The organism is Halostagnicola alkaliphila, assembly GCF_055379965.1.
Map to the genome: position 1 here is coordinate 113,755 of NZ_AP043824.1, position 19,019 is coordinate 132,773.

Annotated in this window: 15 protein-coding genes; 10 read left to right on the forward strand and 5 right to left on the reverse strand. The window is 62.9% G+C overall.

What is annotated here, in order from left to right; translation table 11 throughout:
- Positions 1–22 precede the first annotated feature (22 nt).
- Positions 23–1,303, forward strand: a complete 1,281-nt coding sequence (locus tag ACZ5C7_RS00490; protein ID WP_464374439.1) for an amidohydrolase family protein — start codon at positions 23–25, stop codon at positions 1,301–1,303.
- 76 nt (positions 1,304–1,379) lie between these two features.
- On the opposite strand, the gene ACZ5C7_RS00495 is transcribed toward ACZ5C7_RS00490, so the two are convergent.
- Positions 1,380–2,678, reverse strand: a complete 1,299-nt coding sequence (locus tag ACZ5C7_RS00495; protein ID WP_464374440.1) for a cytosine deaminase — start codon at positions 2,676–2,678, stop codon at positions 1,380–1,382.
- 153 nt (positions 2,679–2,831) lie between these two features.
- Between ACZ5C7_RS00495 and codB the strand changes: the two genes are divergently transcribed.
- On the forward strand, positions 2,832–4,220 hold the full coding sequence (gene codB / locus ACZ5C7_RS00500) for a cytosine permease (protein WP_464374441.1): 1,389 nt from the start codon (positions 2,832–2,834) through the stop codon (positions 4,218–4,220).
- Positions 4,221–4,262: 42 nt separating this feature from the next.
- On the opposite strand, the gene ACZ5C7_RS00505 is transcribed toward codB, so the two are convergent.
- Positions 4,263–4,688, reverse strand: a complete 426-nt coding sequence (locus ACZ5C7_RS00505; protein WP_464374442.1) for a universal stress protein — start codon at positions 4,686–4,688, stop codon at positions 4,263–4,265.
- Between the two features lie 123 nt (positions 4,689–4,811).
- Here ACZ5C7_RS00505 and ACZ5C7_RS00510 point away from each other — a divergent pair, with 123 nt between their 5' ends.
- The gene (locus tag ACZ5C7_RS00510; protein ID WP_464374443.1) at positions 4,812–5,855 is read left to right on the forward strand and encodes an alcohol dehydrogenase catalytic domain-containing protein; all 1,044 of its coding nucleotides are present in this window, start codon (positions 4,812–4,814) and stop codon (positions 5,853–5,855) included.
- 36 nt (positions 5,856–5,891) lie between these two features.
- Here the strand turns inward: ACZ5C7_RS00510 and ACZ5C7_RS00515 are convergent, their stop codons facing one another.
- On the reverse strand, positions 5,892–7,262 hold the full coding sequence (locus ACZ5C7_RS00515; RefSeq protein WP_464374771.1) for a uracil-xanthine permease family protein: 1,371 nt from the start codon (positions 7,260–7,262) through the stop codon (positions 5,892–5,894).
- A gap of 138 nt (positions 7,263–7,400) precedes the next feature.
- On the opposite strand from ACZ5C7_RS00515, the gene ACZ5C7_RS00520 reads away from it, so the two are divergent.
- Complete coding sequence (locus ACZ5C7_RS00520) at positions 7,401–8,564, forward strand: MFS transporter (protein ID WP_464374444.1); 1,164 nt, start codon at positions 7,401–7,403, stop codon at positions 8,562–8,564.
- Positions 8,565–8,625: 61 nt separating this feature from the next.
- Here ACZ5C7_RS00520 and ACZ5C7_RS00525 read toward each other — a convergent pair whose 3' ends face one another.
- Complete coding sequence (locus ACZ5C7_RS00525) at positions 8,626–10,512, reverse strand: CocE/NonD family hydrolase (protein WP_464374445.1); 1,887 nt, start codon at positions 10,510–10,512, stop codon at positions 8,626–8,628.
- A 316-nt stretch (positions 10,513–10,828) separates the two neighbouring features.
- Here ACZ5C7_RS00525 and ACZ5C7_RS00530 point away from each other — a divergent pair, with 316 nt between their 5' ends.
- From ACZ5C7_RS00530 to ACZ5C7_RS00555, 6 genes are all read left to right on the forward strand, one after another.
- Positions 10,829–12,433, forward strand: coding sequence for a uracil-xanthine permease family protein (locus tag ACZ5C7_RS00530; protein ID WP_464374446.1), 1,605 nt, complete (start codon positions 10,829–10,831; stop codon positions 12,431–12,433).
- A gap of 72 nt (positions 12,434–12,505) precedes the next feature.
- Positions 12,506–12,982, forward strand: a complete 477-nt coding sequence (locus tag ACZ5C7_RS00535) for a hypothetical protein (RefSeq protein WP_464374447.1) — start codon at positions 12,506–12,508, stop codon at positions 12,980–12,982.
- A gap of 44 nt (positions 12,983–13,026) precedes the next feature.
- Positions 13,027–14,238, forward strand: coding sequence for a molybdopterin molybdotransferase MoeA (locus ACZ5C7_RS00540; protein WP_464374448.1), 1,212 nt, complete (start codon positions 13,027–13,029; stop codon positions 14,236–14,238).
- 90 nt (positions 14,239–14,328) lie between these two features.
- A complete protein-coding gene (locus ACZ5C7_RS00545) occupies positions 14,329–15,534 on the forward strand; it encodes a CaiB/BaiF CoA transferase family protein (RefSeq protein WP_464374449.1) in 1,206 nt (401 codons plus the stop codon).
- Positions 15,535–15,542: 8 nt separating this feature from the next.
- Entirely contained in the window at positions 15,543–16,694 is a 1,152-nt protein-coding gene (locus ACZ5C7_RS00550; protein ID WP_464374450.1) for a thiolase family protein, read from the forward strand.
- Positions 16,695–16,704: 10 nt separating this feature from the next.
- Positions 16,705–17,067: a Zn-ribbon domain-containing OB-fold protein gene (locus ACZ5C7_RS00555; RefSeq protein ID WP_464374451.1), complete on the forward strand. Its 363-nt coding sequence runs from the start codon at positions 16,705–16,707 to the stop codon at positions 17,065–17,067.
- Between the two features lie 405 nt (positions 17,068–17,472).
- On the opposite strand, the gene arcD is transcribed toward ACZ5C7_RS00555, so the two are convergent.
- Positions 17,473–18,909 carry an arginine/ornithine antiporter ArcD gene (gene arcD / locus ACZ5C7_RS00560; RefSeq protein WP_464374452.1) on the reverse strand — a complete coding sequence of 479 codons (1,437 nt, stop codon included), beginning with the start codon at positions 18,907–18,909 and terminating at the stop codon, positions 17,473–17,475.
- Positions 18,910–19,019: the final 110 nt, after the last annotated feature.

The following is a 19,019-nucleotide window of genomic DNA, read 5'->3' on the forward strand; positions in this document are numbered from 1 at the left end:
TTTCGGACGCGAACGGGAGAGTATGACTTCCGAGAGGAAAACACCCGATCTCCTCGTCAGGAACGCGATACTGCCCGAGCGTCGAGAACCAACGACGATCACCGTCTCGAACGGGCGGATCGACGGAATCCACGGCGATACCGACGACCCAACCCCTTTCCCGGAGGGCGATGAGACGACCGTTCTCGACGCCGAGGGCGCGCTCGTCGCGAGCGGATTCGTCGATCCGCACGTCCACCTCGACAAAGCCTACACCGAGCCCGATCTGCCGCCGAACGAGTCGGGGACGCTCGCCGAGGCGATCGAAAGCATCCACGACCGGAAGGCGGACTACACGCTCGAGGACGTCCGCGAGCGCGCCGTTCGGGCGATAGAATCACACGTACGGAACGGTTGTACGCGCATCCGGACGCACGTCGACGTCGATACGATCGGCGGACTAACCCCGCTCGAGGGAGTCGTCGCCGCCCGCGAGGCCTGTGACGAAATCGCCGACGTGGAAATCGTCGCGTTTCCGCAGGAGGGAATCCTGCAGGACGACGGAACCGCCGAGAAGCTCGAACGAGCGCTCGAGAGCGGTGCCGATCTGATCGGCGGCATGCCGGACAACGAACGAACGGAGGTCCACCGACGCGAGCACGTCGATATCTGTCTCGACTTGGCCGAGCGATACGACGTTGGCGTCGACATGCACGTCGACGAGACCGACGATCCGTCGGCCCGCTCGCTCGAATACCTCGCGGCCGAGGTGATCGACCGGGGGTTCGATCGACCGGTGACGGCAGGCCACACCTGTGCGCTGGCGGCCTACGACGACGCCCACGCGGCGCGAGTGATCGAACTCGTCGCCGACGCCGGACTGTCGGTGATTACGAATCCGCCGACGAACCTTCTCCTGCAGGGACGACACGATACGCATCCGAAGCGTCGCGGGATCACTCGGGTGGACGAACTGGTCGACGCTGGCGTTACCGTCGCCGCCGGACAGGACTGCTTGCTCGACGGCTTCTACCCTTACGGCCGGGCGAGCATGCTCGAGACGGCCCTGCTGACCGCCCACGCGGCGCAGCTAACGACCTCGGAAGAGCGACGGCTCGCGTGGGGATTCGTGACGACGAACGCAGCGTCGGTCCTCGAGCGTGCTCGCGGGATCGGCGTCGACGAGCCGGCGACGTTCAACATGTTCCCGAGCGGGATCGAGAGCCGTCACGACGCCATCCGGGCAGGTCGAGCGCCGCGGTGGGTCGTCCACGACGGGGCGGTCGTCGCCGAGAACACGTTCGAATCGGCAGTTCGGCGGTAACGCGAGGAGAGGAGCGCCGAGAACGGGAGTTAGAAACGGCAATTCGGGTGTTGCGACGGGGTGAGGGGTTCCGTCTTTAGCGATGGAAATCGACGGACCGCTCGGTTTCGTCGCCGTCGTCACCCTCGCGGACGACGTGCGTGCTCGAGGGTTCGGTTCGTGCGATTTCGCAACCCTCCTTGAGAACCAGCGTGCGCGGGGCTCGCGTTCGAAGCGTGTTGAACGGATCCGGTGCGTCGTAGACGACGAGCGAACCCGGTGCACCGACGGAGAGGCCGTAATCCTCGACGCCGAAAACATCGGCGTTCGCCGTCGTGAGCATCTCCCAGAGCGGCCCCACATCGCTTCGGCCGCTCATATGGGCGTAGTGGAGGAGGACGAACGCGGCGTCTAACTGATCGCCGCGCCCGTAGTGATACCACGGATCCATCACGGAGTCGTGCCCGATCCCGACGGTCACGTCGGCCTCGCGCAGTTCGTCGATCCGAGTGTGACCGCGCCGTCGCGGGTAGTCGTCGTACCGTCCCTGCAACACCGCGTTGTCCGGCGGGTTGGTGATCACACTGGCCCCGCTCTCGGCGAGGAGCGAGATCACCTTCGCCGCGTACGCGTTGGAGTAGGAGTGCATCGCCGTCGTGTGACTTGCCGTCACCCGATCGCCGATACCGCGCTTGATCGACTCGCTCGCGAGCACCTCGGTGAACCGCGACCCGGGATCGTCCGTCTCGTCGATGTGCATGTCGACCGGTCGGTCGTAGCGCTCGGCGAGATCCATCGCGAGTTCGACCGACGCGACACCGTCCTCCCGCGTGTGTTCGTTGTGCGGAATGCCGCCGACGAGGTCGGCACCCATCTCGAGGGACTCCCTAAGCAAGTCCTCGTGAGATTCGTCCGTAAAGATGCCGTCCTGTGGAAACGCGACGACCTGGAGGTCAACCAGATCCGCGACTTCTTCGCGGAGTTCGAGCAGGGCACGAACGCCGGTAAGGGACTCCTCGGTGGTATCCGCGTGTGTCCGAACGCGGGTAACGCCGTTGGCCGCCATCCACTCGATGGCCTGTTCGGCCCGTTCTTTCACGTCGTCGGCCTCAAGCGATTCCTTCCGATCGGCCCAGATACCGATCCCCTCGGCGAGGGTTCCGGACTCGTTCCAGCTCGGCTCGCCCGCGGTGAGCGTCGCGTCGAGGTGGATGTGAGGCTCGGTCAGCGTCGGCGTCACGAGCCGGCCGGCCGCGTCGTATCGTCGATCCTCGGGAGCGACGGACGGATCGATCGAGCCGGCGTCCTCGAGCCGGGAGACGGTGCCGTCCGCTATCGCAATATCGACCGAGGATCCCTCGAGCGTCGTTGCATCGGTGATAAGCCACGTAGTCATACGGTCCGAACGTACCCCGGCGCGATAATAGTCTCTTGGGTACGTGGATCAGCCAAATAGAATCGGTTATTGTGCCCAGAGCCAAACTTCTACACCGATACGTTGATCGTTTGTCGGAAAGATTAATTACGGTCGGGTGACCTGTCATGCTCAATGGCAACACGCGACGGTGGCTTCGACTGGCGACGCATCGTATTCGGCGACGAGAACCTTCCCGATCCCGACTATCCGCTCGATCACGTCCCGAAGGACGAACGAAAGGGGCTCGTTAGCCTCTCTGCGGTATTACTCGGACTCGTCTTCTTCGCGGGAACGATGTGGGCGGGTGCAGAAGTGAGTGCGGCGATGGGGTTCCAGGAAATGTTGTCCGCGATGGTCGTCGGCCACATTATCCTCGGCGGGTACGTCGCCCTTCTTTGTGGAATATCCGCGAAGGCGGGGCTCACGACGGTCTTGCTGGCCCGATACTCCTTCGGTCGCGTCGGCGCGAAATGGGCCGACCTCCTGCTTGGCGGGACGCAGGTGGGCTGGTTCGGCGTGACCATCCCGATGGTCGCGGTTCCAACCGCGACGTACCTCGGTCTCGAGAGCGCGGCGATGCTCAGCGCACTCATCCTCATTTGGGGACTCTTACACATGATGACCGCGTACTTCGGGTACGAAGGGATGGAGAAACTATCCTACGTGGCCGTTCCGTTTCTGATCCTCGTCGGCGTCCTCTCGATATACCTCGCGATCGGTGACGCCGGCGGTATCGACGGACTGATGGCCCAGACCGGCGGCGGCGAGATGTCGTTCGGACTGGCGGTGACGATCGTGGTCGGCACGTTCATCAGCGCCGGCACGCAGGCCCCGAACTGGGCGCGCTTTGCGATCAACTCTCGAGTCGCGTTCTGGGCCGGGTTGATCGCCTTCCTCGTGGGGAACAGCTTTCTCTTTCTCAGCGGGGCGGTCGGCGGTGCCGTCTACGATGTCACTCCTCAGGGCGACCTGTACGAAGTGCTGGTCGCACAGGGACTGGCGACGGTCGGCCTGATCGCGCTGATCCTGAACATCTGGACGACCAACGACAACGCGGCCTACGCGTTCAGCGTCGCCGGTGCCGAAGCCTTCGAGTTCGACCGCAAGCGACCGTTCGTCATCGCGGGCTGTCTGATCGGGATCGGACTCGCGCTGGCGGGAGCCGACAACCTGCTCCTGCCGTGGCTCGAGCTGCTGGGACAGTACATCCCACCGCTCGGTGCGATCATCATCGCCGATTTCCTGCTGTGCTGGCGCGGCCCGATTCCGCGAATGGGCGACGTTCGATTTACGAGCGTCCGATGGACGAGCGTAATCGCCTACATCGTAGGCTGTCTCGTCGCGGTGCTGACCGCCGGATCGGTGATTCCTGGCGTCGCGGTGACGGCTCCGATTCCCGGAATGGCGGCACTCAACGGGATGATCGCGGCGGCAGTCGTCCACATTGTCGGCTACTACGCCCTCGAGCAAACCGGCCTGCTTCCGTCTCACCAGATTCCCGAGAACGCAGATCAAGTCTGACCGCAGAACGCGTTTCCGGGCTCTTCTGAACGTTACAACGGACTATCTGACGACCGTCACCGGAACCGGAGACCGGCGCGTCACGTTCTCCGCGACGCTTCCGAGGAGGATCCGGGCCACGCCATCGCGGCCGTGACTGCCGATGACGATCAGGTCGTACTCGCCGTCCTCGGCCCGTTTGACGATCAACTGATCGGGGCGGCCCCGTCCGCGTTCGGTGTCGACCTCGACGCCGCGTTCCTCGCCGCGCTCGCGGGCAGCCTCGAGGATCTCCTCGGAATGTTCAAGTGCGGCCTCGTCACCGGGAACGTTCCCCGTCATTCCGGATAACGCACCGATATCACCCTGCCCCGCCGAAATTACGTGAAACGCCGTGATCTCCGCGTCCGGAAACACATCGATCGCGTACTCGAGCGCGTCGTCGGATCGTGTCGAACCGTCGACCGGAACCAAGATATGGTTAGGCATACCAATCTGATGGACGGCATCGGTATTATATCTTCTCCGACATTTAGGATCGCGAGAAGGAGAAGATTGCGAGAGCGTATCCGTCGGGGATAACGCTATTAGTCTCCCGCGAACACGGTACGTATGACCATGAACGCTTGCGTTCTCGAGGAGTGGGGCGGATCGCTCTCGGTCGAAACGGTCCCCGAACCCGAACCCAGCCAGGGAGAAGTGCGGATCGACGTTCGCGCGTGTGGCGTCACCCGAACGATCGAAAACGCGATTCAGGGCGGGCTCTCGGACGACACCAAACTCACGCCGCGGATTCCGGGTCACGAGTTCGCCGGGATCGTCGACGCCGTCGGCGAGGATGTCGAGGGCGTCACGCCGGGCGATCGAGTCCTCGCGTACTTTTACCTCTCGTGTGGCACCTGCGAGGCGTGTCGCCGCGGCGAGACGAACCAGTGTCTCGACTTCGGCGGCTGGTACGGCGTGAACTGCGACGGAGCCTACGCCGAGAAAGCGGTCGCACCCGCGACGAACGTACTCCCACTGCCCGACGGGGCGAGTTTCGCCGAAGGGGCAATCGCCGCAGACGGGCTCGCGACCCCGCTTCACATCTGCCGACGAACGGAGATCGACGACACCGACACAGTCGTCGTCATCGGGGCCGCGGGGCGGGTCGGTATCCACCTCTCACAGCTCGCGGCCTGTCGGGGCGCTCGAGTGCTTGCAACCGATATCGACGACGAGCGACTCGAGCACGTCGACCGCGTGACCGGCGGAGCAGTTGTGCCGATCGACGCTCGCGGAGGCCGACTCGACGAGCGGCTTCGCGAGGCGGCGGCGACCGACCGCGGACCGACGGTCGTCGTCGATACGGTCGGCGACGTCGACACGCTCGGTGACGCCTGGAACGCGCTCGGAATGGGCGGGCAGGTCGTCACGCTGACGACCCACCACGACCGCTCGTTCGCACCGCTGTTGAAAGAGTTCGTCGTCAAGGAAGGATCGCTCGTTGGATCGCGATACGCGACGAAAGACGAGATCGTCCGAGCGGGGGAGCTATTCGCCGCAGACAGGATAGAGCCGGTCGTCACCGACCGTATCGGCCTCGAGGAGGTTCCGGATGCACACGAACGCATCAGGAACGGCGAAAGCCACGGGATGGTCGTTCTCGAGCCGTAATTCGTCGAGAAAAACTCCTTATCACTCACTATCCGTTCAGTCGTCGCTCACCGTTTGGGCCGATTCTTTCTCTAGTCCACCGTCGCCCGGCAGAACCAGGTTGAGAACGAGCGCCGCGACGCCGCCGACGAGCAGACCGGAGCCGACCAGCACCTCCACGTCCTGCGGCAGTTGCTCTAACATTTCGGGGGTGATTTCCACGCCGACGCCGAGGACGACGGAGGCGGCGATGATCGTCAAGTTTCGGCGATTAAGTTCGACGCGATTTGCGATGATACGGAGGCCGATGGAGAAGATCATCCCGAACAGGACGATGGCGGCACCGCCGAGTACGGGATCTGGCATCGCCGCGGCGACGGCCGAGACTTTCGGGATGAGGCCGAGGACCACGAGAAAGATGCCGCAGATTCCGACGACGAATCGACTCGCGACGCCGGTAAATCCGATGAGCCCCACGTTCTGGGAGAACGACGTGTTGGGAAAGGCGTTGAACACGCCGGCGAACATGCTCATGACGCCGTCCGCGAGAAGACCGCCGCTCATTTCGTCCGAAGTCGCTCTTCGACCCACCGTTCCGGTCGTTCCTTCGATGTCGCCTATCGTCTCGATCGAGGCAATAACGTAGGCGAAGGCGGCGATCAGGATGGCGCTCGGGTGGAACTCGAGGCCGAACTCCAGGGGCATCGGCACTTCGACCCACGCGGCGTCGGCAACCCCCGAGAGATCGAGCAAGCCGAGCGGGTACGCGACGAGGTAGCCGACGACGACTGCGATCAGGATGCTCGAGATCGAGAGAAAGCCCTCGAGGTATTGGTTCAGTCCGATCGCGAGGACGAAGACGAGTCCGGCGAGTCCGAGGTTGTACAGCGCGCCGAAGTTTTCGGACCCCGCCCCGCCGGCGGAGTAGTCCATGGCGACCGGAATGAGCGTGAGGCCGACGAGCATGACGACGATTCCCGTCACGAGCGGCGGGAACAGTCGACGAAGATCCTCGTAGAAGTAACCGATCGCGAGTTCGACCGGTGCGGCGACGATCACCGCGCCGAAGATCGCGGCAACGCCGTACGTCGCGCCGATGTTGATCAGCGGAGCGACGAAAATCGCGCTCGTGCCCATCACGATCGGCAACCGTGCGCCGACGGGTCCGATCGAGTACACCTGAACGATCGTCGCGAGGCCGGCAACCAGCAACGCCATCTGCACGATAAACGCAGTTTCGGCGTCGTTGAGCCCGATAGCGCCCGCGATCACAAGCGGCAATGCGACCGTCGAGAGGAACATTGCCAGCAGATGTTGCAACCCGAGCGGAATCGCCTCGGCCAGCTTGGGTTTGTCTTCGATCCCGTATTCGATCAGTTGGTCGTCTCCGGACGAAGAAGAGCGCGTAGCGTCACCATCTGGCTGCATAGTGTTACCATCCATCTTACAAACTGAGATTAAATTTCACACGTATATACTTTTCTTCGGTTTATCCACATTATCGACAACTCCGGCGTCGACGCTTCGCCGTAACGCATTTAGCGGGGTAACGGGTTGGACATTCCAATGGCAACCGCGAAACGGGCATCGGCCAGTAGCCGAGAGATTCCTTGGAATGCCGTGAGTTCCGTCGGCGTCGGATTGTTCGGCCTGGGCCTCGCCGTCGGCGCGTACGGAACGTACGTTTCGTTGCTTATTGCAAGCGGCGTGGAACCCGATGCGGCGGGATTCGGCATGTCTCTGTTTTTACTCGGCCAGCTGCTCGCAGTCGTTCCCGCGGACAGGCTGACTCGGATGGTGCGGGTCGAACGGGTCGCCGCGCTCGGACTCGCCGGAGCCGGCGTCGGAATCGCGATCGGGGGCGTCGTTACCCTCGAGACAACGTACCTCTCGAGACTCCTGCTCGGGCTCGGACAGGGGACGGCGTTCGTCGCGGGAATGAAATACGTCGGACTGCGAACCAGCGGTTCCGATACCGCGACCGCACAGGGAATGCTCGGAGCGCTCTTTACGCTCGGACTCGCCGTCGGGTTGGCAGCGAGCCCGCCCACAGTCGACGTGTTCGGGGAGACCGCACCCGCGATAACCGCAGCCGCGGTCACGTTCGCGGGCTGTGCGCTCACGGTCCGACTCGCCGCCGTTACCGGGAACGCCGTAACTGCGCTCCGGTCGTACGTCGAGCCGTTCACCTCGGCAAGCGGGCTCGCGCTCGGGCTGGGAAACATGGCGACGTTCGGCTTTCTGATGGTCGCGGCGACCTGGTACACGGAAGTCCTCGCCGACGTCGCCGTCCCTGCGGTCGCCGTCCTCGTCGGATTCGCGCTGGCGACCGTTTTGGGCCGCGGGCTCGGCGGGTGGCTCTCTCGAGATTACGGCGAGCGGGCGACGGTCTCCGGATCCCTGCTCGGGCTCGCGGTCGTCCTCGTCGGGCTTGCAGTGGCTATTCGAGCGGGTTCTCCGATCGGGATTTCGGCGGGACTCGTCGCGACCGGGTTCGGATTCGGAATCCCCTTCGGCCCGCTGTTCAGCCTCGCCTTCTCCGAGCTGACGGACGACTCGGGGGTGACGCTCTCGGGGATGTTACTCGTCGGAAACGCCGGGGCGCTCGCGTACCCGTGGCTCGTCGGGTGGTTACTAACGGCGACGGCGGGGTACGCCGCGGGCTTCGCGGCGATGGGACTCTCCGTCGGAGCGATCTGGCTGCTCTGGATCCGGTCGGTCGGCTACTGAAAATCGAAAGAGTGCGACGAAATTCGGAAAGCGAGTTCGACGGAGCGCTGTCAGCAATCGGCTACCGGGGCTGGACCGGCAATTCGATCTGCGTCGCGTACTCGCTATCGTGGTGGACCGTGTTGTTCGCGACGTTGTACTCGCGGTCGCCGTAGAGCGGACCGCCGGTGTTGTGGTTCACGTCGAAGCGCGGGTAGTTCGACGAGGAGATGTCGAGTCGGATGCGGTGGCCCTCCTCGAAGACGGTCGACGTCGGGTACGGCTCCATCTCGAACTCGTAGACCTCGCCCGTCTCGAGGAAGTCCGGTTCGTCGCGGTAGCCGCGATAGCGACCGCGGCAGATGGAGTCCGAGACGTTGACTGCGAATCCGTTCGGGAAGTCCTCGCTGGCTGGATACTCGTCGATCAGCTTCGCGGTGAAGTCGGTATCCGGCGCGTCGGTCGATCCGTACACTGTCACGCTGATCGGACCGGTTACCTCGACGGCCTCCTTGAGCGGCGGCGTGCGATAGACGAGCACGTCGTTTCGCTCCTCGAGCGGCCCGTAGGGTTCGTCCGCGCCGAGCGTGTCGGGGCGCGTGCGCTGGTCGTAGCCGCCCCGACCCGTGAGATCCTGCAGTTTCCGCTGTGCGAGGGGGTACTCGAGGATGTTCTCCTCGCGCTGTTCGTAGGTGATGTACGACGAGCAGTTCCCGCCCAGCGTCGGGACGGGATCTTTCGGGTCGAACTCGTAGGTGGTCGAAGCCCCCTCGACGGTCGGTTTCTCCGTCGAGAGCGTCCCGTCGCCGTGAATGTAGTAAGTCTCGAATTCGGTGTCGGGAAGCGGCCACTCGGTCGCCGAACGCCACTCGCCGCCGTGGAAGAGGCGGTCTCCCGAGCGCGAGCCGTCGCCGGTTCCCATCTCGAAGTACTGGACCGTCGGCTGGTTCGACCACGTGTCCTCGCCCTTGAGGTAGTGATCGAAAAAGCGCAAGCGGGTGTGTTGGTAGTCCCGGAGACTCTCCTCGCCGAACTCGAGTTCGCCCGAGTAGGACTTGTTCCACGAGGGCAGCGGGTAGCCGTTCCAGCCGTGGGTCCACGGGCCCATCAGCAAGTAGTGGTCGCTCTCCTTGCGGTCGGCCAGCGACTCGAAGTTGTCGCAGGTCGCCTTCGTGTAGGAGTCGTACCACGCGCCCGAGTAGACGGTCGGCACGTCCGCGGATTCCTCGTAGAACGCTTCGAAGTTGAGACCGGGTTCCTGCCAGAGTTCGTCGCTGGCGCTTCCCTGCGTCATGATGTCGAAGGCCCACTCCTCGTAGTCGGGGATGTGTCGGAGCGGCGACTGTCCGCGCTGGACGGGGCCGTTCTCGAGGACATCGCCGACGTCGACGTTGGCCAGTCGCTGCTGGACGTCCTCGTTCTCGAGCGCTCGTTTGGCGAAGCCGCCGCCGAGGGTAAAGGCCCAGGCGAGCCAGCGCAGTTCGAACGCACCGTTGTGTCGGAACGTCGCCTTCCGGCCGTTGGCCGCGCCCTGATTGACGAACATGGCCTCGAGGTGGGGCGGGTCCTGCGTCGCGAGCGCGCTCTGGACCCACGCGCCGTAGGAGGTACCGAAAGTACCGACCTGTCCGTCACAGTAGGGCTGTTCGGCGAGCCACTCGACGGTGTCGTAGCCGTCTTCGGGTTCGTTCTTGAAGATATAGTACTCGCCCTTGCTGTCGAACCGGCCGCGACAGTCCTGTATGGCGACGACGTAGCCGCGTTCGGCGTACCATTCGCCGTGTCGTTCCATGCGTCCCCGCTTGCCGTAGGGCGTCCGATCGAGCAAGACCGGTTTCGGCTCGTCGATCGGCTCGCCCGTCTCCGGGTCTGCGGGACGGTAGACGTCCGTCGCAAGCTGTATCCCGTCGCGCGTTTCAACCTGCACGTTCAACTCGGCGTGGACCGCGTACTCCGGATCGGATGCCATCACTCCCACAGAGACGGTCATCCTGTAAGAGTGTATCCCCACGTGATCGGTTTCTGATACGGGCGGTCGCACCCGAGGAGAGAAATTAGTACGAGTAATCGCGCTTGGATCGGGAACTCGAGAGATTTCTGGACGAATACCGATCGACGGCGCGTATTTCCGACCAACGACACACGGTGGACCGAACCCCGTCGAATCGTTCCCGCTTGCGCCGGTACCTTTATGTACATTCCCTGGGTTTTTGGTCGCATGTCTGTTCGAGTGTGGCATACCCTCGTACAGCACACTCGGTGAGAACCGAGGGAAAGAGATACACATGACACAAGATACTGGAAATTCGGACGATATAGAGACGGACGGGGGCTCCGTCTCTCGAGAAGAAGCATCGTTCGTCGAATACGGAATCGAAGATAAACCGCCGCTGGGGGAATCGATCCTTCTCGGGCTACAACACTATCTGACGATGATCGGGGCGACGGTCGCGATTCCCCTGATTCTCGCGGGAGCGATGGGAATGCCCGACGGGGAGACAGCAAGACTCGTCGGGACCTTCTTCGTCGTCTCGGGAGTCGCAACCCTGCTACAGACGACGTTCGGGAATCGATACCCGATCGTTCAGGGCGGGACGTTCGCACTGCTTGCACCCGCGCTGGCGATCATCGGAGCGCTCGGCGCGCAAGGCGTCGGTTGGGAAGTGACGATTCTCGAGTTGCAAGGGGCGATCATCGCGTCCGCGGTCGTCCAAGTTGGACTCGGATACGTCGGCGTCCTCGGGAAGCTCAAGTACTACCTTTCACCGGTCGTGATTGCGCCGGTGATTGTACTGATCGGTCTCTCCCTGTTCGACGTCGCGGACGTGACGGCGGTCGATCAGAACTGGTGGCTGCTCGGGCTGACCCTGTTCCTGATCGTGCTGTTCTCGCAGTACCTTGATCAGTACAGTCGGTACGCGAAGCTGTTCCCGGTGCTTCTGGGGATCGCCGTCGCCTGGATCGTCGCCGCAGTACTCTCGTTTACCGGCGTCTACGGCTCCGAAACGACCGGCTACGTCGACACCGCAGCTGTCGCCGATGCGTCCCTGATTCAACCGATCACGCCCCTACAGTGGGGTATTCCGGAGTTCACCTTCGCGTTCGCGATCGGTATCTTCGCCGGAATCCTCGCGTCGATGGTGGAAAGTCTCGGCGACTACTACGCGGTCGCCCGAATCGCCGGCGTCGGCGCGCCGAGCGAGAAACGGATCAACCACGGAATCGGGATGGAAGGTGTCGGAAACATCATCGCCGGCATCATGGGAACGGGCAACGGTTCGACCTCCTACGGTGAGAACATCGGCGCGATCGGTATCACCGGCGTCGCATCCCGTTACGTCGTCCAGATCGGAGCGGTCGTGATGCTCGTCGTCGGGTTTATCGGCTACTTCGGCGCGTTCATCACGACGATTCCGGCACCGATCGTCGGCGCGCTGTACATCGCGATGTTCGGACAGATCGCCGCGGTCGGTCTCTCGAATTTGAAGTACGTCGACCTCGACTCCTCGCGCAACGTCTTCATTATCGGTATCGCCCTGTTCATGGGACTCGCGATTCCGGTGTACATGGGCAACATCGAAGCGGCCGCCGGGGCCGCCGATATGGGTGCAACCGACTACTTCCGTGAGGAAATTACGTCCAACGCCGCCGTTATTGGGCCAATCCTCGGTCAGCAGGTGATTTCTGATACGATCTTCGTCATCGGATCGACGACGATGGCGGTCGGTGGGATCATCGCGGTTCTCCTCGATAACACGATCCGCGGCACTCGAGAGGAACGCGGGCTCACGCAGTGGGACCAGCTTGCCGAAGGCGAAGACGAATTCGTCACCTACTTCGAGCAGATGCGTTCCGGTGACGAGCAAAAACCGGTCGATCAGGCGGACTAATCGACGCGGCTCGACGCGTTTTTTGCGAGTCGGGGGAAAATTTGATTAGGTGGCTTCACTCAGTGACTGACAATGCCGAGCAGACATGGACTCGACCTCGATCGCGGTGAACGGCTTCACTACAGAGGCGAGCTTCGAAAGGACGGGGAGGTCGGTGTCACCGAAAAACGTCTGCTCGTCAATGGAGACGACGGACTCACGAGTATCCCGTACACGAACGTCGACGAAGTCAACAACGAGGCGTTCAACTGGTTTCTCGCAATCATGAGCGCGGCGCTCGTTGCCTTCGGAGTCTACTCGATGACGTCGAATCCACTCCTCGGGGGCGGGTTTGCCGCGGTCGGGATCTGGAGCCTGTATCGAAGTTACCGCCACCGAAATCGCGTTCGGATACATACCCACAGTCAACCAAAGCCCGTGGAAATCTTTCCCGAGGACGTCGAGACGCTCTACGCGGAACTCGAGCCCGCAATCGAGGCGGTCCGCGAGGAACAAGAACGAGACCAGAAACGAGAGCAAGAACAGCGACGAGAACGGAACCAAGAGTAGCCGATTCTCCAAACGCTTTTTTCGATTCCGGGTGAGCTAGTGCCATGAGCGAGTACGACGATCTCATCTGGCGGGAGGAAGCGACGAACCGTGTCCGCTCCGTCCGCACGGAGTTCCTCGAGTCTCAAGCGACGATGTCCCGTCCGGTCGAGGATATCGCCGGTCACCACCTCGCCGAGGATCTCCTCGCATCCGCCGATCAGCCCGCCACCGATCGGGCGACGATGGACGGCTACGCGTACAATTCCGACGACGACGGACCGCTCGAGGTTGTTTCCGAAACGAGTTACCCGGAATCGGATCGCCCGGAGATCGAATCGGGGCAAGCGATCGAAATCGCGACGGGAGCACCCCTGCCCGAGCGAGCCGATACGGTCGTCAAACAGGAAGACGTCGACCTCGAGGGCGGACGATTCGACAAACCAACGCTCTCGGCGGGAACGTACGTCTACGAGCGCGGCTCGAACCTCTCGGCTGGCGATCGACTCTACTCGAGCGGGGATCAACTCTCCGCGATGGACGCGATTTTGCTCCGCGATATCGGTCGCGAAGCGGTCGACGTCGTCGAACCGTTCTCCGTCGGCGCGCTTGCGACCGGCACCGAGATCCACGAGGGCCGTCACACCGACCTCGACTCCCCGATGCTGTCTAACCTGATCCGCTCGTGGGGTCACGAGCCGATCTACGAGGGGTCGGTTCCCGACGAAGGAAACCGAGTCGAGATGCGGATCGAAGAACTCGCCCTCGAGCACGACGTGGTCGTCACCACGGGTGGGACGAGCGTCGGCGCGAAGGACTACGTCATCGACGCCCTCGAGAGCCTCGGGGACGTCGACTTTCACCGCGTCCGAATTCGTCCGGGGAAACCCATCGCCGTAGCCCGTCTGCCGGAGTACGATGCGCTCGCGGTTGCCATTCCGGGAAAGCCGATCGGCGCGTACGTCAGCGCCGCGTTCGTCGCCCGAGCGCTGTTCACCGGCGAGAAGGATGTCCCCACCGTCGAACACCGAATGACCCACGATATCGGTCTCGGCCCAGAAGGGTTCGAATATGTGATTCCGGTCACGCTCGAGGACGAAACAGCGACCCCGCTCGGTCACGTCGATTCCCCGCTCGCGGTGTACGAGGAGACGTTCGACCCGAGCGTGCTCTCCTCGAGTACGCGGGCGGCCGCGGCCGACGGATTCGTCCTGACGACGAGCGATATCGCGGCCGGCGAGAACGTGGCAGTGGTTCGAACGTCGGCGCTCGAGTGACGGCCCGTGGAGGCCAACGCTCGCTCGGGCAGGTCGCCGAATCTGATAGGAACCTTTTTCCCCGATCCGAACAGAGTGATACGACATCACATGACTGGCAGCGATCGCATTTTAGACGGCGTGAGAGTCCTCGATCTAACGACGTTCGTCACCGGCGGCTTCTGTTCGTTGATGCTCGCGAACCAGGGCGCGGAGGTCATCAAAGTCGAACGACCCGACATCGGCGACGACAACCGCCACTCCGGACCGCCGTTCGTCGACGGCGAATCGCCCTACTTCTGGTCGGTCAACTACGGAAAGAAGAGCGTCGAACTCGACTTGAGGTCCGATGCCGGCCGAGAGGCACTTTACGAACTCGCGAGCGAGGCCGACGTTTTCATCCAGAACTACCGTCCCGGCACCGCCGAGCGCTTGGACGTCGACGAGGACGCGATCCGATCGCACAACGACGACATCATCTACTGTGCGATTTCGGCGTTCGGCCAAACCGGTCCCTGGCGCGAACGACCCGGCTACGACTTGCTGATTCAGGGCATGAGTGGCATCATGAGCGTCACTGGAGAGCCCGACAGCAAACCCGTCAAAGTCGGGCTTCCGATGACCGACCTCATCACCGCGATGTGGGCCGCTTTCGGCGTCTCGAACGCGCTCTACCGACGCGAGCGAACCGGCGAGGGCGAGTACATCGATCTGGGCATGCTCGACGCCGCGCTCCCGTGGCTGACCAAACAGGCCGGCAAAGTCTTCGCCGACGAATCGCCCTCGCGAATGGGAACCAAAGATCCCGTCCTCGCGCCCTACCAGACGTTCGAGACCGCCGACGGCCACATCAACGTCGCCTGTCTGAACCAGAAGCTCTGGAAGGGGCTCTGTACGGCCCTCGAGCGGCCCGACCTCGTCGAGGACGAGCGCTTCGAGACGAACGCCGACCGCGTCGAACACATGGACGAACTCGAGGCGGAACTCGAGGAGACGTTCCGCGAACTGACCACCGACGAGTGGATGGTCCTCCTCGTGGAGGAAGCCGGTATTCCCGCGGGGCCGGTTCTCGAGGCCGAAGACGCCCTGTACAACGAACAGACCGATGCTCGCGACAGCGTCACGACGATCGAGGATCCCGAACGCGGCGAAATTCCGGTCATCGAGCATCCGCTCAAGTACGACCGCTCGAGTAGCGGGTTCGAGTCCCCGCCGCCGCAACTGGGCGAACACAACCGGGACGTGTTCGCGGCCCTCGGCTACAGCGAGGACGAACTGGACGACCTCGAAGCCCGCGGCGCGTTCGGCGGGGAGTGACAGCCCGGATGGACGTCTCCATCACCGGCGTCGGCATGACTCGCTTCGAAAGCGACGGCTCGGCCAACACGCTCGAACTCGCCGAACGAGTCGCCTGGGACGCCCTCGAAGATGCCGAGATCGGCCCCGGAGTCGTCGAATCGGTCCACGTCGGAAACATGGCCGCCGAGGCACTCGACAGTCGAACGGGCCTCGAGAACGCCGTCTGTGGTGCGCTCGGAATCGTTGGCGCGACGGCGGATCGAATCGAAAACACCAGCGCCAGCGGAGCGAGCGCACTCCTTCGTGCGGTCGATGCGATCCGCGCCGGTCGATCGCAGACGGCCCTCGTCGTCGGCGTCGAAACCATGTCGTCAGTCGACACCGACACTGCGACGGACGTAATCAGCAGTCTCACACACGATCGCGAGTACGTGCAGGGACTGACGCTGCCCTCGTTCGCCGGACTGGCGGCTGACGCGTACCTCGAGCGCTACGACGCCGACCGAGAGGCGCTCGCGACGGTCGCGGTCAAGAACCACCGAAACGCGGCCGCAAACCCGTACGCGCAGTTTCAAAAACGAATCACGATCGAGGACGCGCTCGAGTCGCCTCCGGTCGCCGAACCGCTCCGACTGTACGACTGCTGTCCGACCAGCGACGGCGCGGCCGCGGTGGTGCTCACCGCCGGAAGCGACGGCGCAGACGGCGAGATTCGGCTGTCCGCCATCGAAGGGGCGACCGGCTCCCACGCGGTCGCCGAGCGAGCCGACCCGCTCGAGATCGAGAGCGTTGCTCTCGCGGGCGAACGGGCGATGGCGAACGCGTCGATCACCCACGAGGACGTCGACGTGGCGTGCATCCACGACGCGTTCACGATCCTCGAACTACTCGAACTCGAAGAGTTGGGCTTTTACGACAACGGGGAAGCCTGGCGAGCGACGATGGACGGGCGCACCGATCTGGACGGGGAGTTGCCGGTCAACCCGGGCGGCGGGCTCAAAGCTCGAGGGCATCCCCTCGGCGCGACCGGCGTCTCGCAGGTGATCGAACTCGTCTGGCAACTTCGCGGCGAGGCTCCGGGCGAAGGCCGTCAACTCGACGACCCGACGGTCGGGCTGGCGATCAACGTCGCCGGGTTCGGCAACAATTCGATCTGTACGATCGTGAAACAAGCATGAGAAAGGAACCATGAACGAACACGGAGAACCGACGGTCGAGAACGAAGACGCCGATCGGGCGCTTCGATGCGAAAGCTGCTCGAGGAGTTGGTATTACACCCGCGCTCGCTGTCCCGACTGCGGATCGTCGTCGTTCGAGACGTACGGACTCGGCTCGGGACGGGTCTTCGCGACGACGACCGTGCACGCGACGCCGCCGGGCGTGAGAACGCCGAACCGACTCGGACTGGTTCGGTTCGACGACGACGTGAGCCTCATCGCGCAGTTACGGGATTCCGATATTTCGATCGGCGACTCTGTCGGCTTCGGCGAAATCGTCACGCTGCGGGACGGAGACGCGGCGAGTACCGGTCCGCAACTGGCAACCGAGTAACGGCCGCCGCTCGAGCGACGAACGCAGGTATCGGTTTGGGAGCAACGAAGTTGAAGACTACTCGGAACCAATATATTATACAGTAGTCGGCATATTTAGTGGCTAATTGCAGCTTTCGATAGAATTATCGAGAGGTCGAAAGCGCAGGTATCGATCGTTGAACTCTCTGTTGCAGAGGTTATTTTCTAGTATACGCTAATTTCGCCTAAAATACGACATACGATAGTTATTTAGCAGCAATATTCTTATTCAGCAATTACAAGCTATCCGATCCCGCGCCAAACTCGATAAACTCCGGACGCACCCCAGACCAGTAGAAGTTAACACACACTGACTAGATTCCAAATGCCTAATATTACAAACAGATACTATCTCCGATGCAGCCACTCGATTACCGCCCGTCTCTCAATCCGCCGTTTGAACTGACTCGGCGCGCTGTGTCGACGGAACGCCGAACCCGGTTAGCGTCATCGCGAACAGAACCAGCGGGGAGAGGATCCCGAACAGGTAGTACGGAGCGTACTCGAGCGTCGGAACGCCGGTGGCAGAGGCCATGAAGACTCCGCCCGCGTGCCACGGGATGAGCGCGCCCGTCGGCGTGCCCGCCGCCTCGACCGCTCGAGAGAGTTGGTCGCTGTCCAGATCGAACTCCTCGTAGAGATTCCGAAGCGTCATTCCCGGGAGAACGATGCTCATGTACTGCTGTGCGGTGAGCGCGTTGATGAGGATCGCGGAAACGCCCGTGCCGGCGATCAGGCTGCCCGAACTCCGCACTCCTTGTGAAAGTCGGTGGGCGAGGACAGCGAGGACTCCCGTTTTCTCGAGGAGGCCGCCGAGAGCGAGCGCCGCGACGACGACCGTGATCGTCCAGGCCGATCCGGTGAGGCCGCCGGTCTCGAGGAGTTCGTCGACGAGGTCCGAGCCAGTCGCGGGAACCGTTCCGGTCAGAAAGACCTCCCAGGCGGGGACGAATCCGGTCCCCTGGACGAGTATCGAGGTGAAGACGCCGGCGAAGACGCCGACCACGAGCGTCGGGAGCGCGGGATAGCCTCGAAGGGCGAAGCCGAACGTGATCACGAGCGGGAGAAAGACCAGTGGCGAAACGTCGTACGTTCCGGCGAGTGCGCGCTGGATCTCCGCGACTTCTTGGGCCGGAACGGCTCCGCTCGACTGCAGGCCGAGGAACGCGAAGGCGAGAACCGCGATTCCGAACGCGATCAGCGTGCCCGGTCGCATGCGATGGATGTGGTCGTACAGCGGCGTATTCGTCACGCCAGCGGCGAGGTTAGTCGTATCCGAGAGCGGCGATTGTTTGTCGCCAGCGTACGCTCCCGAGATTACCGCACCGACCGTCATCGCACCGGGAACGCCGAGGCCGGCGCCGATGCCGACGAACGCGACGCCGAGGGTTCCGACCGTCGTCCACGAGGAGCCGATCGCGAAGGCGACGACGGCGGCTAAGATTGTTGCAACAGGCAGGAACACGGCCGGTGACAGCAACTCGAGCCCGTAGTACATCATCGCGGGGATGGTTCCCGCGTCGACCCACGTCGCAATGAGTGCATAGATGGTGAAGATGATGAGCAGCGCCTGCAGGCCCATGAGGAGGCCGTTCGAGATGCCATCGTAGAGGTCGGACCACGAGTAGCCGAGGTACTGTCCGAACGCGCCGACGAAGACGATGCTCCAGAGCAACGGAACGTGCGGATCGAGACCGAGCACTGCGGAGCCGATACCGAGAAAGACGACGACCGCGAGAACCGGAAGGAGCGCGAGCCGAACCGACGGGCGCCGGTCCGGATCCAATTCGTCGATAGTCATCGGAGTGAAATCGAGTGCCATTGCCCCCGATATGTCCTCAGGGAATAAAAATAGATTGTTTAATTACCACTACGTATGTTTCCTGCTACCGATCGTCATGTTCCCGATGACCATACCGGCGAGCACGCTCG